The organism is Bradyrhizobium sp. Unk1 (assembly GCF_059512345.1).
This window is the reverse complement of sequence record NZ_JCAMOP010000064.1, coordinates 1-16,928: the sequence shown is the minus strand read 5'-3', so window position 1 is coordinate 16,928 and position 16,928 is coordinate 1. Positions and strand designations below refer to the sequence as shown.

Annotated in this window: 17 protein-coding genes; 9 read left to right on the top strand and 8 right to left on the bottom strand. The window is 64.3% G+C overall.

What is annotated here, in order from left to right; translation table 11 throughout:
• Positions 1 to 18 precede the first annotated feature (18 nt).
• The 4 genes from ppx to AC5ZFO_RS43595 all read right to left on the bottom strand — a co-directional run bounded on the left by ppx (position 19) and on the right by AC5ZFO_RS43595 (position 5,187).
• A complete protein-coding gene (gene ppx / locus AC5ZFO_RS43610; protein WP_496123788.1) occupies positions 19 to 1,521 on the bottom strand; it encodes an exopolyphosphatase in 1,503 nt (500 codons plus the stop codon).
• A 15-nt stretch (positions 1,522 to 1,536) separates the two neighbouring features.
• Positions 1,537 to 3,729 carry an RNA degradosome polyphosphate kinase gene (locus AC5ZFO_RS43605; protein WP_496123791.1) on the bottom strand — a complete coding sequence of 731 codons (2,193 nt, stop codon included), beginning with the start codon at positions 3,727 to 3,729 and terminating at the stop codon, positions 1,537 to 1,539.
• Between the two features lie 144 nt (positions 3,730 to 3,873).
• Entirely contained in the window at positions 3,874 to 4,551 is a 678-nt protein-coding gene (locus AC5ZFO_RS43600) for a P-loop NTPase family protein (RefSeq protein ID WP_282522352.1), read from the bottom strand.
• A 93-nt stretch (positions 4,552 to 4,644) separates the two neighbouring features.
• A complete protein-coding gene (locus AC5ZFO_RS43595; protein WP_282522353.1) occupies positions 4,645 to 5,187 on the bottom strand; it encodes a CDP-alcohol phosphatidyltransferase family protein in 543 nt (180 codons plus the stop codon).
• A 154-nt stretch (positions 5,188 to 5,341) separates the two neighbouring features.
• Between AC5ZFO_RS43595 and purM the strand changes: the two genes are divergently transcribed.
• Both purM and purN read left to right on the top strand, forming a co-directional pair.
• Positions 5,342 to 6,415, top strand: a complete 1,074-nt coding sequence (gene purM, locus AC5ZFO_RS43590) for a phosphoribosylformylglycinamidine cyclo-ligase (protein WP_282522354.1) — start codon at positions 5,342 to 5,344, stop codon at positions 6,413 to 6,415.
• A gap of 14 nt (positions 6,416 to 6,429) precedes the next feature.
• Positions 6,430 to 7,083 (top strand): phosphoribosylglycinamide formyltransferase, encoded by a 654-nt coding sequence (purN, locus tag AC5ZFO_RS43585; RefSeq protein WP_282522425.1) that lies wholly within the window; start codon positions 6,430 to 6,432, stop codon positions 7,081 to 7,083.
• Between the two features lie 94 nt (positions 7,084 to 7,177).
• Here the strand turns inward: purN and AC5ZFO_RS43580 are convergent, their stop codons facing one another.
• Complete coding sequence (locus AC5ZFO_RS43580) at positions 7,178 to 7,384, bottom strand: cold-shock protein (RefSeq protein ID WP_007591938.1); 207 nt, start codon at positions 7,382 to 7,384, stop codon at positions 7,178 to 7,180.
• 373 nt (positions 7,385 to 7,757) lie between these two features.
• On the opposite strand from AC5ZFO_RS43580, the gene AC5ZFO_RS43575 reads away from it, so the two are divergent.
• Positions 7,758 to 8,912 carry an autotransporter outer membrane beta-barrel domain-containing protein gene (locus AC5ZFO_RS43575; protein WP_282522355.1) on the top strand — a complete coding sequence of 385 codons (1,155 nt, stop codon included), beginning with the start codon at positions 7,758 to 7,760 and terminating at the stop codon, positions 8,910 to 8,912.
• Between the two features lie 19 nt (positions 8,913 to 8,931).
• Here AC5ZFO_RS43575 and AC5ZFO_RS43570 read toward each other — a convergent pair whose 3' ends face one another.
• On the bottom strand, positions 8,932 to 9,972 hold the full coding sequence (locus AC5ZFO_RS43570) for a LysR family transcriptional regulator (protein ID WP_282522356.1): 1,041 nt from the start codon (positions 9,970 to 9,972) through the stop codon (positions 8,932 to 8,934).
• A gap of 71 nt (positions 9,973 to 10,043) precedes the next feature.
• On the opposite strand from AC5ZFO_RS43570, the gene AC5ZFO_RS43565 reads away from it, so the two are divergent.
• Genes AC5ZFO_RS43565 through AC5ZFO_RS43550 form a run of 4 tightly spaced genes read left to right on the top strand, consistent with a single transcriptional unit; the run spans position 10,044 to position 12,062 of the window.
• Complete coding sequence (locus AC5ZFO_RS43565; RefSeq protein WP_282522357.1) at positions 10,044 to 10,661, top strand: hypothetical protein; 618 nt, start codon at positions 10,044 to 10,046, stop codon at positions 10,659 to 10,661.
• Positions 10,648 to 11,268: a GNAT family N-acetyltransferase gene (locus AC5ZFO_RS43560; RefSeq protein WP_014495756.1), complete on the top strand. Its 621-nt coding sequence runs from the start codon at positions 10,648 to 10,650 to the stop codon at positions 11,266 to 11,268. The genes AC5ZFO_RS43565 and AC5ZFO_RS43560 overlap by 14 nt, the downstream gene beginning before the upstream one ends.
• 25 nt (positions 11,269 to 11,293) lie before the next feature.
• Entirely contained in the window at positions 11,294 to 11,857 is a 564-nt protein-coding gene (locus AC5ZFO_RS43555; protein ID WP_282522358.1) for an isochorismatase family protein, read from the top strand.
• Positions 11,858 to 11,891: 34 nt separating this feature from the next.
• Complete coding sequence (locus tag AC5ZFO_RS43550; RefSeq protein ID WP_282522359.1) at positions 11,892 to 12,062, top strand: hypothetical protein; 171 nt, start codon at positions 11,892 to 11,894, stop codon at positions 12,060 to 12,062.
• Between the two features lie 30 nt (positions 12,063 to 12,092).
• Here AC5ZFO_RS43550 and AC5ZFO_RS43545 read toward each other — a convergent pair whose 3' ends face one another.
• A complete protein-coding gene (locus tag AC5ZFO_RS43545) occupies positions 12,093 to 13,685 on the bottom strand; it encodes an FAD-dependent monooxygenase (protein WP_282522360.1) in 1,593 nt (530 codons plus the stop codon).
• Positions 13,686 to 13,783: 98 nt separating this feature from the next.
• Positions 13,784 to 14,527 (bottom strand): IclR family transcriptional regulator, encoded by a 744-nt coding sequence (locus AC5ZFO_RS43540; protein WP_282522361.1) that lies wholly within the window; start codon positions 14,525 to 14,527, stop codon positions 13,784 to 13,786.
• Between the two features lie 155 nt (positions 14,528 to 14,682).
• Between AC5ZFO_RS43540 and AC5ZFO_RS43535 the strand changes: the two genes are divergently transcribed.
• The gene (locus AC5ZFO_RS43535) at positions 14,683 to 16,014 is read left to right on the top strand and encodes an MFS transporter (protein ID WP_282522362.1); all 1,332 of its coding nucleotides are present in this window, start codon (positions 14,683 to 14,685) and stop codon (positions 16,012 to 16,014) included.
• A gap of 195 nt (positions 16,015 to 16,209) precedes the next feature.
• On the top strand, positions 16,210 to 16,928 hold a 719-nt coding region (locus tag AC5ZFO_RS43530; RefSeq protein WP_496123787.1), incomplete at its 3' end, for an aminotransferase class III-fold pyridoxal phosphate-dependent enzyme.

Below are 16,928 nucleotides of genomic sequence, written 5' to 3'. Positions count from 1 at the left end.
ACTTTTCCGGATCATGCTCTAGCGCCGCACGATCGAGCCGGAGCGGCCGATCAGGCGGGCGAGGGCGCGGAAGCGACTGCCGACGCGGTCGGCGACGAGGTCGACGAGCCGGTGCTCGAACACCAGCATCAGATTGCGGCCATGGCTGCGGAAATGCGTGGCCGGCAGCACGCCCGGGCGTGCCGCCGAGATCAGATGGGCGACGCGGAACGCCGCGCCCAGCAGACGGGCGCGTTCGAGCTGGGCCGGTGTCAGCAGCTCCTGCATGGTCACCGGCGGCTGGTTCTCCTCGCTCAGGCCTGCATAGCGGTAGAACACGGACAGGCCGACGAAGGCGCGCTCGGTGTGGGTGATTGCGCCGAAATTGCCGTTGACGACCAGGCTCAGCGTCTGCTCGCCGCGATGGTCGGGATGCACGCGCCAGCCGATGTCGGAGAGCAGGCACGCGGTGTGGCGCAAGCGGCGGTCCTCCTCGGTCTCGCGCAGCTTCACCACGCGCGCGAGGCGGTCGGTCCAGGCGATCAGCTCGCGGGCGTGCTTTGCCGAACGCGACAGCAGCTGATTGAGCTCTTCCGCGGCGCAGATCAGCCCGTCCTTGTTGCGCTCGGATTCCGACAGCTTCTCGTGCAAGAGGCCCTCGCGCACGCCGAAGGTCGAGAACACGATGGACTTGGGTTTCGCCACGCGGATGATGTGCTCGAGCACCAGCGCCGCATAGGTGAGGAGCGGGCGCCTGGCATCGGCGACGATCTCGATGTCGGCCAGCATGTCGGCGGCCGCAAGCCGGCGGAGACGTCGCGAAAAGTCGAGCGCTTCAGCTGCGGAAATGGAGTAGCCGTGCATCACCTGGAGCGGATGGCCGCTCTGGATGATGTGGATGCGTGCGAGCGCGCGCCAGGTGCCGCCGACGGCGTAGAAGGTGCGGCCGCGGCCGGCGGTGAGCTGCGGCACCTCGTCGAGCTCCTCGCGCACGATACGGTCGGCGCGCTTGAGCGATTTGTGCGCGAGGTCCTGCAGCGCGAGGCCGCCGAGCGGCAGTGTCACGCCGCTCCGCACGCTGTTCTTGCGCACGTCGATCAGCTCGAGCGAGCCGCCGCCGAGATCGCCGACGATGCCGTCGGGATGATGGATGCCGGAGATCACGCCGAGCGCCGACAGCCGCGCCTCGCGCGGGCCCGACAGGATCTCGATCTTCACGGCGCAGATGCGCTCGGCTTTCGCGATGAAGTCGGGGCCGTTGGAGGCGTCGCGGCAGGCTGCGGTCGCAATCGCAAACACGCGACCGACCTGCATGACGCGGCACAGGGCCCGGAACCGCTTCAGCGAGGTCAGCGCCTTGTCGACGGCATCGGGCGCAAGCAGGCCCGTGCTCTGCACCTCGCGCCCGAGGCCGCACAGCGTCTTCTCGTTGAAGATCGGAATGAGGCTCCGCGTCAGTCCCTCGTAGACGACCAGACGGACCGAGTTGGAACCGATATCGATGACCGCGACGCTCGAGCCGCGCTTACGCGGCCGCTTCACGTCCTCGATCCCGGATCAAGATTGATGACGTTCATTACGGCGCGTGAGACGGCGCGGCGAGGATTCCTTGAGCGACTTTCCACGGCCAGATAGACTCGGATTTGTCATGAAGTAGTTGTGGACGTTGAAAGGCTCCTCGCCCTTCGCGGTCTTCATACGCGTCGACGACCCATCCGGCAACAATTGCCAGCTCTGCTCATTGTCCTTCAGATTCGCGACCATGATCTGTTCGAGAACCTGCTGATGCACCGTGGGATTTTGCAGCGGACACAGCACCTCGACGCGGCGGTCGAGGTTGCGCGGCATCATGTCGGCCGAGGAGATATACACAGCCGCTTTAGCGCTCGGCAGGCCCTGGCCCATGCCGAAGCAGTAGATTCGGCCGTGTTCCAGGAAGCGCCCGATGATCGACTTGACGCGGATGTTCTCCGACAGGCCTGGAATGCCGGGCCTGAGGCAGCATATGCCGCGCACGACGAGCTCGACCTGGACGCCGGCTTGCGAGGCCTCGTAGAGCGCGTCGATGATGTCGGGGTCGACCAGCGCATTCATCTTCATCCAGACCGCGCCGGGTCGGCCATGCCGCGCATGCGCGGTCTCGCCCTGGATGTGTTCGATGATGCGCTTGCGCAACGTCAGCGGCGACACCGCCATCTTTTCCAGATCGCTCGGCGCGGCATAACCGGTGATGAAGTTGAACACGCGCGCAGCGTCGCGGCCGATGGTCGGATCCGAGGTGAAGTACGAGAGGTCGGTGTAGATGCGTGCGGTGACGGGGTGATAATTGCCAGTGCCGGTGTGGACGTAAGTGGTGAGGCCGCCGCCCTCGCGGCGCACCACCATCGAGAGCTTCGCGTGCGTCTTCAGTTCGAGGAAGCCGTAGACGACCTGCACGCCGGCGCGTTCGAGGTCGCGGGCCCAGCGGATGTTGGCCTCCTCGTCGAAGCGCGCCTTCAGCTCGATCAGCGCGGTGACGGACTTGCCGGCTTCGGCGGCTTCCGCAAGCGCGCGTACGATCGGCGAGTTGTTGGAGGTGCGGTAGAGCGTCTGCTTGATCGCGACGACGTCGGGGTCGCGCGTGGCCTGCTGGAGGAACTGCACCACCACGTCGAATGATTCGTAGGGATGGTGGACCACGAGGTCCTTCTGCCGGATCGCGGCAAAGATGTCGCCGCCGTGCTCGCGCACGCGCTCGGGATGGCGCGGCACGTACGGGGTGAATTCGAGATCGGGCCGGTCGAGGCGGGTGAGCTGCGAGAGCTCGTTCATGGCGAGCACACCGTCGACCAGGAACACCTCGTCGTCGGCGGCCGACAGCGCGTGCTGCACGAAGTTGCGCAGCTCCTCCGGCATCTTGCCGTCGATCTCGAGCCGGATCACCGACCCGCGGCGGCGGCGCTTCAGTGCGGTCTCGAACAGGCGGACGAGGTCTTCGGCCTCTTCCTCGATTTCGAGCTCCGAGTCGCGGATGATGCGGAAGGCGCCCTGGCCGTGGAGATTGTAGCCGGGGAACAGGCGGTTGATGAACAGCCCGGTCGCCTGCTCGAGCGAGATCAGCCGCACGACCTTGCCCTCGGCCGGCAACCGGATGAAGCGGTCGATCTTGCCGGGCATACGAATCAGCGCGTTCATCTGCTTGCCGTCGGCGGCGCGCGTCAGCTGGAGCGCGATGGTGAAGCCGAGGCTCGGAATGAACGGGAAGGGGTGAGCCGGGTCGATTGCGAGCGGGGTCAGCAGCGGAAACACGTTGTTGAGGAAGTAGTCCTCGATCCAGGACCGTTCCGCCTTGGTGACGTCCTTGCCGTCGACCAGCACGATGCCGACGTCGGCCAGCGTGCCGCGCAGGTCGCGCCAGATCGCCTGCTGGTCAGAGGCAAGCTGCGAGACGGTGCGGTTGATCAGCGCGAGCTGCTCGGACGGCGTCAGGCCGTCAGGGCTGCGCTCGGCGATGCCCTCGCGGATCTGGGCCTTGATGCCGGCGACGCGGACCATGAAGAATTCGTCGAGGTTATTCGCTGAAATCGACAGGAATCGCACCCGCTCCAGCATGGGGTGGCTGGGATTGACTGCTTCCTCCAGAACGCGGCGATTGAAGTGCAGCCAGGAGAGTTCGCGATTGATGAAGCGCTCGGGGCTCGAGGCAATCGCCGGCAGGCCCTCGGTCTCCGGGGTTTTCTCTTTAATTTCAACAGCTTGCGCAGAGTCCATCAGAAGTCGATCCATCCAGTTCGCCCCAATTTGCGACTTATGCGCAAAACCGGCGGGAGCATGTGTTAGTCCGATGACGTTTCGATGACATTGATGTTCCGCCGCTGCGCCGCGTCAAGCGGCCTTGGAGCCTCGGTGGAGGGGTCAGGCGTCCCGAAGCAGCTCGGCGGCCAGGGCCCGCGTGACGGGGCGACCGAGGCGCAGGGCCTCGCTGTCGAGCAGCTCCACGGCCTCCCGCGCGGCCGCCGAAGACCGCTCCAGGCGGGTGGCGAGATAGCTGACCACGCTCTCATCCACGGCGAGCTGGCGGTCGGCACAGAACTTGACGATCAGGCCGCGGAAGAGCTGGTCGTCGGGCAGCAGCAGCGAGATCACAGGCACCGCGCGCAGCCGCGAGCGCAGGTCGCGCAGCTCGATCTCGAGCGACGCCGGTACCTCGCGGCCGGTGAAGAGCAGGTAGGCCCCATCCTCGCGGGCGAGGTTCATCAGATGAAACAGGGCCCGCTCGTCGAACTCTTTTGCCCTGAGATCCTCGACCACCAGCGCGCCGGTGGCGAGCGCGCCAGGGACGTTTTCGGCGGTCAGCCCACTGGCTGTGGTCGAGCGGGCGCCGGAAGCCTCGGCCCAGATCGCGGCGAGATGGCTCTTGCCGCTTCCTTCCGGGCCGGCCAGCCACATGATCCGGTTCGGCCATTCAGGCCAGGCATCGATGAGGGCAAGACCGGCTTCGTTGGCGGGGCCTTCGAGGAAATTATCCCGGCTGAGGCTCTCCGCGTGCGGAAGCGAGAACGCCAATTGTCGGGGATGAACGCGGCCTGCCACGCTTGCTGTGCTCCGTGCCGGCACGCCGGCTTAGTTTGAAGAGATTCGACTTCATCGAGCGGGAGTTGGCCTTTTGCGGGGCCGTATCCCGGCTCATTTGGCCTCGATCGTACTCATGTGCCGTAGCCACTCGACGAGATAGAGCGACACGGACGAGAGCGTGAAGACCGTGACGAGGCCCATCAGGATCATATCATAGGGCGACGGCTTGAAGCCGAAGGCGAGGGAGGCCAGCACCAGCGCTGCATAGGCCACCTGGGCGGCAGTGTTGAGCTTCGACACCTTCGACGGCTTCATCTCGACCGGCTTGTCGAACAGCCAGGACACGATCACGGCGGCGACGATCATGATGTCGCGCGACACCACCAGGATCACGATCCAGCGCGGGATGTCGCCCCAGATGCCGAGCGACAGGTAAATCGAGACCAGCAGGGCCTTGTCGGCGAGCGGGTCGAGCAAGGCGCCGAGCTCGCTCGTCATGTTGAAGCGCTTGGCCAGAAAGCCGTCGACCGCGTCACTGATGCCGGCGATCAGGAAGACGGCGAACGCCACCTCCATTTGGCTCGACACGATGGCCCAGACGATGATCGGGACCAGCATGATGCGGCCCAGGGTAATGATATTCGGAATACTCACGCGGCGCTTCCCGGCACCCGGTCTGACCTCGAATCCGGCCCCGGTGGAGGCTGAACCGGTTGATATCTACATAGTATAGGGCGGGGCGCCACGCTTGCCATTGCGTGTCCCCGGAATTCGACGTAACCAGCCGCAAACCCACTGGAAATCGGGCATGACCGACCGCAAAAACGGCCTCACTTACGCCGATTCAGGCGTCGATATCGACGCGGGCAACCGCTTGGTCGATCTGATCAAGCCGATGGTGCGCGCCACCGCGCGGCCCGGCGCCGACGCCGAGATCGGCGGCTTCGGTGGCCTGTTCGACCTCAAGGCGGCCGGTTTCAAGGACCCCGTCCTGGTCGCCGCGACCGACGGCGTCGGCACCAAGGTCAAGATCGCGATCGAGACCGGCCTGCATGGCGGCATCGGCATCGACCTCGTCGCCATGAGCGTCAACGACCTCGTGGTGCAGGGCGCCGAGCCGTTGTTCTTCCTCGACTATTTCGCCTGCGGCAAGCTCGACCCGGAGGCGACCGCCTCGATCGTCGCCGGTGTCGCCGAAGGCTGCCGCGAATCCGGCTGCGCCCTGATCGGGGGCGAGACCGCGGAGATGCCCGGCCTCTACAAGGACGGCGACTACGACCTCGGCGGCTTTGCCGTCGGTGCCGCCGAGCGCGGTACCTTGTTGCCGCGCAAGGACATCGCCGCGGGCGATGCCGTGATCGGCCTTGCCTCGTCGGGCGTGCATTCCAACGGCTTCTCCCTGGTGCGCAAGATCGTCGAGCAGTCCGGCCTCAGCTTCGAGGCGCCGGCGCCTTTTTCTCCCGTGATGACCCTCGGCGGCGCGCTGCTGACGCCGACGCGGCTCTACGTCAAATCCTGCCTGCGCGCGATCCGTGAGACCGGCGCGGTGAAGGGGCTCGCCCACATCACCGGCGGCGGTTTCACCGACAACATCCCGCGCGTGCTGCCAAATCATCTCGGCGTCGGCATCGACCTGGCGCGCCTGCCGGTGTTGCCGGTGTTCAAATGGCTGGCTGCCCAAGCCGGCATCGCCGAGCTCGAAATGCTGCGCACTTTCAACTGCGGCATCGGCATGATCGCGATCGTCGAGCCCGACAAGGTCGAAGAGGTCGTGCAGGTCTTCAGCGATGCCGGTGAAACGGTGGCGCAACTCGGTACCGTGATCCCGGCCGAGGGCGAGCACCGCGTCGTCTACAACGGCCACCTCGACCTGGCGCTGTGATGACTGGCGCTGTGATGAAGCGGCGCGTCGCCATCCTGATTTCCGGCCGCGGCTCCAACATGTCCGCGCTGATCAGGGCCGCTGCTGCAGCGGAGTTTCCGGCGGAAATCTCGCTCGTCATCTCGAACAAGGCCTCCGCTCCGGGGCTCGAACGCGCCAAGGCGAGCGGCGTGAACACGCTGGTGATCGAGAGCAAGCCGTTTGGCAAGGACCGCGCCGGCTTCGAAAAGCTGCTGCAGGCCGCGCTCGATGAGCACGGCATCGAGCTGATATGTCTCGGCGGGTTCATGCGCCTGTTCACGGCCGAGTTCACCAAGTCCTGGTACGGACGGATGCTCAACATCCATCCCTCGCTGTTGCCGTCGTTCCCTGGTTTGGATCCGCATGGTCAGGCTTTGCGCGCCGGCGTCAAACTGTCTGGCGCGACAGTGCATTTCGTGATCCCCGAGACGGATGCCGGCCCGATCGTGATGCAGGGCGCGGTGCCCGTCAGCGACCATGACACGGGCGCTACGCTGTCGGAGCGCATTCTCGAGGTGGAGCACCGCATCTATCCCGAGGCGCTGCGGCTGCTCGCGACCGGTAAGGTCCGGATCGAGGGCGATGTGTGCAAGACGGACGGCAGCGGACCGTCCGAGAATTTTCTAGTTGCGCCGGTGGTGCGCTGAAGCGCCATCGCACCGTGTTTCGGCTTCGCAAACAAAATCCCCCGGCAGAGCCGGGGGCATCGTCACGATCTCTCGCGCGAAGCTTTGAGAGAAATCAGGAGACCTTGAGGTTCTCCGCGGATGCTTTGCCGCGGTTCTCCACGAGGTCGTATTCAACCACCTGGTTCTCATTGAGGGTCGAGAGTCCGGCACGCTCGACGGCCGAGATATGGACGAACACGTCCTTATCGCTGCCGTTCGGCTTGATGAACCCATAGCCCTTGGTCGGGTTGAACCATTTGACGGTGCCCTTTTGCGGCATCGCTCATCTCCTCCACTAGATACAAAAAAGACGCGGCCGCAGTTTCGCGTGCCACGCCACAAACGGGCTTCCGGTAGTCTGTTCGAGTCTCAATGTCGCGAAACGCACAGCCGAGCGGCCAATTCCGATTGTGTCCGATATTGCAACATGAAAATCGCCCGTTAGCAAGCCGCGCGCGGATTTCAAGATCGCGGCGAATCTCGCTCTCTGCAATTTGCGACCTGTGGCAAGGGAACCACAATCGAGGCAATAGCCTCCGCTGTAGCGCGCCAACCGGTTGACCCTGCGTGGCAGTTCGGCACAAATCGCCGCAAGCGCGCGCCCTTCGTGTTGCATTTTTGCGCTCCGCCACTTTGCTTCGGGATTAGTCGTCATGCGCTGCGCCCTGCAGCTCTCCGGGACACGGCAGACAGTCGGGCTGAGCCGTGTCCGCCGGATCGCGGCTGCGCTCGCCATGGCGCTTGTGCTCGTCGTGATGATGTCGGCGACATCGGCCTTCGCGCAGACTCCGACGCCCACGCCGACCCCGACCCCGACACCCACGGCGTCACCGACCCCCATGCCGACCGCGACCAATTACGACCAGTCGGCCGGCAACAGTGCGCTCAATCTTGGCTCCAATTTCCTGGAGCGGCTCGGCAACCAGGCCTCCGGCGGCGTCAACCGTGCATCGCGCACCAATCCCGGTGGGGGCGGCGCCTCGGCGACCACGGAGGATCCGCGCTACCGCACCTGGTTCGAAGGCTACGGCATCTCGGTCCGGACCGATGCGCAGGGCGATTTCGTCGGCGACAAGCGCAAGACGTTTGGCGGCGTCGCCGGTTTCGGCGCGCAGGTCGCGCCGGGCGTCAATCTCGGCTTCTCCGTCGACCAGAGCCATACCGACATCGACGTGCCGCTGGCGCTCCAGTCGGCGACGCTCGACCTGACGCAAATCGGTTTCAACGGCTCGGTCGACAAGGGACCGTGGACCTGGGCGTTCGCGGTAGTGCACGGTTTCGGCAAGGTCCGTTCCAGCAGGGACACAGGCTTTGGTCTTGCGACCGCGGGTTATCGTGCCGCGATCGACGGCGGCCTGACCGAGATCAGCTACTACTGGACCAAGGACCAGATGCGCATCGTGCCCAAGGGCGCGCTCGAATATGTCCGCGCCACCAGCGCTGCGTTCCAGGAGGCCGGAGGGCTCGATCCATTGAACGTCGGCTCCACGGCACTCTCACGCGCGCGCGTGATGATCGGCGCGGAGATCGGGCGCTACTTCATCTACGACCAGAAGATCCTGGATCTGTCGGCCTACGGCAAGTTCGTCGACAATTTCTACCAGAACCTGGGATCGGTGCAGGTCAGTCTGGGAACCCAGAACATCGTCGTTCCCGGCATCGGGGAGAGCCGTTACGGCATGGATGCCGGCGCCTCGGCCTCGCTCAGTCTCACCAGCGTCGCGCGGCTCTACATCAACTATGACGGCAAGTTCCGCAACGAATTGACGTCGCACCAGGGCACGGTCGGCTTCGAATACAGATGGTGAGGCGAAGCGCGCGCTGCGTCTAAGTCGGCGTTGCCGCGACATAACCCGTTAGCCCAAAACCCTCGCGCGCGGCCGTCATCATCGGCACCAGCGCACTCGGATGGATGAACTCGTCGCGGAAGCAGGGATGGGTCTTGGCGTCGAAGATCTTCTTCAGCCAGTCGACCACGATCTTGTGGCGCTCGGAGTCGCGGAATTCCTTGTGATAGGTGAGCCAGAGATCGGCGTGGTGGCTGACGCCCAGATCGACGGCAACGAGCGGTGCGCCGAGCGCGATCGACACGGTCGGCAGGAAGCCGATGCCGGCGCCGCGCTCCACCGCATAGAGCACGCCGACCGAGGAGTTGGTCTTGATCCCGACGATGCCCTCGAGCGACTTCAGTCCAAGCACGCGCGCGTAGGCGCCGTCGTCGACCTGCGGCGCGCTCTGCTTGATGATGCGATGGTTCTTCAACTCGGCGAGGGACGCCGGCACACCGTAGAGGTTCTCGTATTCCCTGGAGACGAAGGGATAGATGTGCAGGCGGCCGAGCTTGGCGACGATCAGGTCGGGATTGGTCGGCGGCTCGAGCTGGATCGCGATGTCGGATTCAAGCCGGGCGACGTCGGCCTGCTCCATCGCGCAGCGCAGATCGACGGTGATCTTGCGATAGGTCTTCTGAAAATCGATCAACCGCGGCAGGATCCAGAAATTGCCGGGGCCTTCCGTCACCGCGACGCGCACGGTGCCTGACGTGTCGTTCGACGATCGCGAGGCGCGCCGGAAGACGTTGAAGGCATGACGCTCCATATGCGCGACGTCGGCGATCATCGCTGCGCCTTCATCGCTCAGCGTCAGTCCGCTCTGGTCGCGCAGGAACAGCTTGCAGTCGATGCTTTCTTCGAGCCGGTCGATCCTGCGCATCAGCGTGGTGGAGGTGAGGCCGAGTTCTTCGGCGGCGTTGCGGAAACTTTTATATTTTGCGCACGCTAAAAAGAGTTTCAAATCGTCCCAGGACGCGTCCAGGGCTTCTTCACGGTGCTGCATCAAAGCAGCACCCCGGTGCAATAACTGCTGCATACGCCAGATCCCCAACCGCTAAGCTCGTCGTCATAGCGGGGCACTAAATCCTCGAACGATAGAGGGGTGACATGAGTATGGAAAGGGGCTCCTTTGCCGCAAGGCATGATTTCGATGCCTTGCCGCTCAGTCCGGACGTCGATGTCCGATGTGCGCAATCTTCCGAAATTGCTGCACTTTCCGAAATGGCGCATCGGCTGGTGCCGGGTGTGGAGATCGGAACGGCGGAGCTTGCGCGATATTTCACGTTCGATCCTCAGAGCATCCTGACGTTCAGCCGCAAGGGCAATCTGGTCGGCGGCATGGCCTTCTTGTTCCTCAACGACCGCGGGCACGATGCGCTGCTGCTCGACGAGATCTGCCTGACCGCACCCGAAACGCGCTATCTCGCTTCCGCGAAGGAAGACGTTGCCGCGATCTACATCTGGGCGATAGCGGCGACGGGCCGAGGTATCGCTGGTCTTGGCAAGGCCGCAGCTCATCTACGTCAGGTAAGGTTTCGCGGCGCTGATTGCTATGCGCAGCCGTCAACCGTGGCCGGACGCGACATCATGAAGGCAACGGGATTTGACCCCGTCCCGAGCTTCCAGCCCGATCTCTGGTGTTACGAGCGACCCTGGCATCGGCAGCCGATGCGGATGCCGGGCGCGATCATCCAAACAAGGAGTTTTGCAGATGCACGGCACTAGGATTCCCCTCGCCAAGCCCGACTCCCGCGCCATCACCATTCGCCTCGCGCGCGATCCCAACGACCTCATGCTGGTCACCGCCATTCGCTCGGCGGTCTATCTCGCCGAGCAGGACTGTCCATTCGACGAGGAGTTCGACGGCAACGACATGGTCGCAGCCCACTTCATCGGCTACGTCGGCAACGAGCCTGCGGGTTGCCTGCGGGTACGCTTCTTCGGGGATTTCGCCAAGGTGGAGCGGCTTGCGGTGCGTCATCAATATCGGCGCTCGCGCGTCTCGTTCAAGCTGGTGCAGGCGAGCGTCGACTATGTGAAGCGCAAGGGCTTTCGCAAGATCTACGGCCAGGCGCAGGACCGGTTGGTCGATTTCTGGGCTCATTTCGGCGCCAAGCCGCTCGGTCACAACCGCAAGATCACCTTCTCGGATTTCTCCTACACGGAAATGCTGCTGGAGATCGAGCCGGGGCCGGACGCCATCACGCTGGACAGCGATCCCTATGTGATCATCCGTCCCGAGGGCGATTGGGATCGGCCCGGCGTGCTCGACGCATCGGCGGGACGGGCGGTGACCTCGCCGCTACGGGACCTCGCACTCGCCGACCACTGAAACCGGTGCAGCTCCGCGCAAGAAAATGCTGGCTTCCATTACCGATGATCCGCCGATCCTGGTCTGTACGGATCTCCAGGTCGAATATCTGACCCCCGGGCGTCGCCATGTCATTCTCGATGGCGAAGCCGCCACTGTGCGCTGCCTAGAGCTCTTGACGTTGTGGCGCACCAATCTCTGGCCGGTGATGCATCTGAAGCGCATCGCCCAGGCGGCGTGGTTCAATCCGGCATCCAGGCTGACCGATTGGATCGCGGAGGCGAAGCCGCGGCCGGGTGAAATGACATTCGAGCACCCGCTGCCGTCGGCCTACAGCTCCGCGCGGTTCGTGGATTATATGTCCAATATCCGCAATGTGCGCTGCATTCTGGTCGGCTTTTCCCTGGACGAAACCATCCTGGCCACCGCTGTTGACGGGTTTCACCGCAGCCATCGCTACCAGGTGGTCGGAGACGCCGTGGCTTGCCGGCAGCCGGGCACGGGCGATGCCGCCGCCTACAAACAGTCGGTGGTGAATGTGATCGGGAATTTTGCTACAGTCCATGCCAGCGCCGAACTGATCAGAACCAGCGGCGCCATCGCGGTCTAGGCGACCGTGGTCGGCGGATGGATGGGGTGGGACATTGTCACGGGGGGACGAGCTCAAGGAGCTGGCGAGCGATTTGTCGCGTGCCGTGGAGACGGCGCGCCGCGTCGGCTTGCCCACGACCGTTTATCTGCTCTCGATGGCGCTGGTGGAGGTGAGGGAAGCCGCTCGCACTGCCGACGAAGAGGATGACGACGGCGCGGCGTAGGGTTTCGGGCCTGCGGCGAAAACGTTTCTCTCAGGATCGGCCGATGGCGCGCATCAGGATATCGGATGCGCCATCAGCGTTGTCGCCCGCGTAGGCAACGAATTGATCGGGCCGCACCAGGATCAGCCGCGCCTCGTATTTCTCGCGGCCGCCTGATGCGGTGTCCCTGATCACCGTCAGCGGGATGCCAAGCCGCGCGGCGGTTCGCTCGAGAGCTGTAGCGGCGCCGCCGTCCGTCAGATCGATCAAGGTGAAGCCGTCGCCCAATTCCTCGAACACATTTTTGCCTGATGACAGAGGTTGCGGCGTGAGATGATGACCTGCGCGCGCCGGATAGGCGTGCGAGCCGATCGCGCTGCAGACAGCGCCAGCCGGACCAAGGACGATTGGTGACCCTTCGTAGTTCGGCTCGAAGGCGTTGACCTCGGCGCGCGCGCCGGAGTGCCGCTCGTGCCAGGCAGCCTCGAAATCCGCCCGATCGCGCGCCGGATCGTGGCGGCGGAGAAAATCGCGGTCGCGGAAGATCGGCGTCTCGATGAAATCGCGCGCGGTGGACGCAAACACCGGACGCCGCTCGGCATCGTAGCTGTCGAGCAGACCGGCGGGCGCCCAGCCTTGCAGCGTCGCGGCGAGCTTCCACGCCAGATTTACGGCGTCTTCGAAGCCGGTATTGATGCCATAGCCGCCGTAGGGCGGATGGCTGTGCGCGGCATCTCCGGCGACGAAGACGCGGCCTGCGCGGTAGCTGTCCGCGAGCGTGAAGCGAAGATCCCAGAATCCGATGTGCTCGAACTCGATGTCGAATTGTGCGCCGGCGGCATCGTGCAGCAAGCGTCGGAAATCGAAATTGTCGGCGGTGGTGTCTGCGGGAACGGGGGCATGGAAGAACCAGGTGCTGCCGAGATCGACCCGGCCAAAGAACTTCCAATAGCCCTCGAGGTCGGGATGCAACACGCTGTAGAACGACTTGCCTGGAAAGGCCTCGAGCAGTCGATGCAATTCAACGGAGCGAAACACCAGCAGCACCATCAGCCGATCGTGGTCGGAGCGGGTCTGGGTGATGCCGGCGCGTTCGCGCACGATCGATCGGCTGCCATCGCAGCCGATCACGTAGTCGGCGCGAAGGCCCTGTATCATTCCGTCGCGATTTTCGATGTCGAGTCTCACGCCTTCGCCGTCAGGCCGGACGTCCCGGCAGGTCCAGCCGTATCGCAAATCAACCGAGGGAAGCTGTGCCGCACGCTGCCGCAGCACGGCTTCGGTCGCGTATTGGGGCAGGCGTTCGTTGTCGGTGAAATAGAAGGGGCGGACGAGCTCGCGCTGCAGCCAATTGTAATTGTAGCCGCTGAGCAGCGTCCCGTAGCTGGTCATTCCGCCGATGCCGTAGTCGGGAGGAATGGTGCGGGCCGCGCGCAGCGCTGCCTCCGCGCCCCAGAAATGGAAATGCTCCATCGTCCGCTGCGTGAGGTTCTGTCCCTTGGGGATCGGCTGCGGCTGTTCGTGGCGTTCCACGACGATGGTCTTGATGCCGCGCTGGCCAAGGCCGATCGCCAGACCCATCCCGACCGGTCCGCCGCCGACGATCACGACGGGCGCATCGCCATCCGCTGAAGCCTGCCTCACAACGCTTCCCCACGATTGTCATCGCGCGACGCGCGATCGCTCGTCCTCATGAGATGCCGCACGGATTTCGTCAAGTGGAATCTCAAATAATGAGATTATTATGTTGTAGTCTCGGAGATCTGCCGGGCCGCTTCGCGGACCTCCGCGCTGATGCGATCGATCAACTCGCCCTTGGCATGTGGTCCGGCGATCGTGATGCAGAGGCTTGCGATCGGGTAGCCCGCATCGAGGATCGGCGCGGCGATCCCGATCGCGCCCGGTGTCACTTCGCCAAAGGCAACGGCGACGCCGGCGCGCCGCACGCGTTTCAGCGCTGCCAGGATTTCGTCGGACGTGTCGCCGACGCCGACGCTGCGCAGATCGGCGGCATAGCGCGTCACCAGTGGCATCACGCGTTGCTTGGGCAGAAAGGCCATGATCGAGCGCGCGATTGCGCCGCGTCCCATCGCCATCGGTCGGCCGCGCGGATAGCTGCTCACGGGATTCACGACGGAGGCGATTGAAGCCACGCACAGCATCTTTTCGCCATACCAGCGTACGACCAGGGCCGTACAGGGGTGCGCGGCCGACAGCCGCTCCAGATGCGGGGTGGCTGCTGCGATCAGCGGATCGGAACGGCGGCTGAGATAGTCCATCTCCACCACGCGCGGGCCAAGCGCGAACCGGCCGCCGCGCGTCGGCATCACGAAGCCGCTGTCCTTCAAGCTCTTCAGATAGCGATACAGCGTCGGCCTCGTGTAGCCGAGCTCCTTCATGAGCTCTTCGGGCGACCATTGCGGCCGTGCCTCGGTGAAGAGATCGAGCACGGCAAGAACCCGATCCTGACTGTTTGCTTTGACCAAGTGAGATTCGATCCCGCTTCGTGTATTTGTCCTGTTACCCGCATTCACGCCGACCGCAAAACGGCAAAATCCGAGTGGCTTGCCTTCATATCAATCTCACTATAAGAGATTTTAAGAAGAAAAATAGTGCATGAGCTGCCGGGGAGGGGTTGGGCATGGCCGTCACAGCTACGGATCAGATGGTGTCAGGCACGGTCGACGTTCCCGCCTATGTCGATCGTCAGCCGGTCGGCGCCTTCCAGATCCGGGTCCTGCTCGTCTGCGCCGCGGTGCTGTTCATCGACGGCTTCGACACCCAGGCTATCGGTTATGTCGCGCCTGCTGTCGCGCAGGAATGGAAGCTGGCACGCGGCAGCCTCGGTCCGGTGTTCAGCGCGGGGCTTCTGGGTCTCATGATCGGCGCCCTGATCTTCGGTCCGATGGCCGACAGGATCGGTCGCCGCCGCATCATCCTCGCAAGCACGCTGGTGTTCGGCATCGGGACGCTGCTCACCGTGTTCGCGGTGGATACGACCTGGCTGATCGCGTTGCGCGTTCTGACCGGTCTTGGTCTCGGCGGTGCAATGCCCAATGCGATTGCGCTGACCTCCGAGTTCAGCCCGCATCGCCGCCGCGCCACCATGGTCATGATCATGTTCGCGGGCTTTTCGATCGGTGCGGCCCTGGGCGGGCTGCTGGCGGCCGCCATGATCCCGGCTTTCGGCTGGCGCTCGGTGTTCCTCGTCGGCGGCCTCGTGCCGCTGCTGCTTCTGCCTTTCCTCTTCAAGGCGTTGCCGGAGTCGATCCGGTTCCTGGCGATGATGGGCGGCCGCGACAGCGAGGTGGCGAACCTCCTGCAAAAGGTAGCCCCGGGGGTATCCTTCGCCGGCAATGCCAAATTCGTGGTCCAGGAGCCCAAATTGTCGGGATTGCGCGTCGCGCATTTGTTTGCAGAGGGCCGCGCATCGGTGACGGTTCTGCTCTGGGTGGTGTTCTTCATGAGCCTGCTCGACCTGTATTTGCTGTCGAACTGGCTGCCTACCGTGCTGAACGATCTCGGCGTGTCGGTTTCGGGCGCGGCCGCGATTGGTGCGATGCTCCAGGTCGGCGGCGTGGTCGGCACGTTCACGCTCGGCCAGTTCATCGACCGCTTCTCGTTTCGCGCTTTGTCGCTGACCTATCTCGCGGCGGCGGTCGCAGTGGCCGCCGTCGGCATGGCCAGCCATTCGATCGTCCTGGTCACGATCGCGATCTTCGCGTCGGGATTTTGCATCGTCGGGGGACAGATCGCCTCGAACGCGCTGACGGCGACCTTCTATCCGACGGCGATCAGATCGACCGGCGTGGGCTGGGCGCTGGGCATCGGCCGCATCGGCTCGATCGTGGGGCCTCTGATCGGCGGCATGATGCTGGCCCGCGACATGGGACCGCAGCCGCTGTTTGGCGCTGCGGCCGTCCCGGCATTGATCGCCGCGGCGGCGGCCTTCGTGCTGGCACGGCGAGGCTAGCCGAGGCGATATACCCTGCCGAAGTGCCAGCGCTGCTTTCCTGCAACGCTCGTGTGCGCTTGTTGCCAGCGAAATGACGTTGCAAGTTGCGGCCTGCCGCAATAGCCAAGATGTCGACGTTTTCTTTGGACAAGCTCGTCGTTTGGACAGGTCTGCGTCATGACCTCCAATGACGCACCGTTGAGGAATCCCGCAATGTCCATGCTGCCCAATTCGCAAGAGGCCCGGGATGTGGCCTACCAGCTCCATTCCTATACCAACGCGCGCGCGCATCAGCAGGCCGGTCCGCTGGTGATCGAGCGCGGCGAGGGCCCTTACGTGTTCGATGCGTCGGGCAAGCGCTATTTCGAGGCCATGGCCGGCCTGTGGAGCGTCGGGCTCGGCTTCAACGAGAAGCGGCTGGTCGAGGCGGCGCACAAGCAGATGCAGGCGCTGCCGTTCTACCATACGTTCTCCGCCAAATCGCACGGGCCTTCGATCGACCTCGCCGAGAAGCTGGTGGCGCTCGCGCCTGTCACGATGAGCAAGGTGTTCTTCACCAATTCCGGCTCGGAGGCGAACGACACCGTCCTCAAGCTGATCGCCTATCGTTCCAATTCGCTTGGCCAGCCGCAGCGCAAGAAGATCATCAGCCGGATGCGCGCCTATCACGGCGTCACCATTGCCTCGGCAAGCCTCACCGGCCTGCCGAACAACCACCGCTCGTTCGACCTGCCGCTACCCAACATCCTGCACACGGGCTCGCCGCATTTCTACAAGGACGGCGCGCCCGGTGAGAGCGAGGAGGCGTTCGCGACGCGCCGGGCCGAGGAGCTCGACGCGCTGATCCAGAAGGAGGGCCCGGATACGATCGCGGCCTTCTTCGGCGAGCCGGTGATGGGCGCGGGCGGCGTCGTCGTGCCGCCGGCGACCTA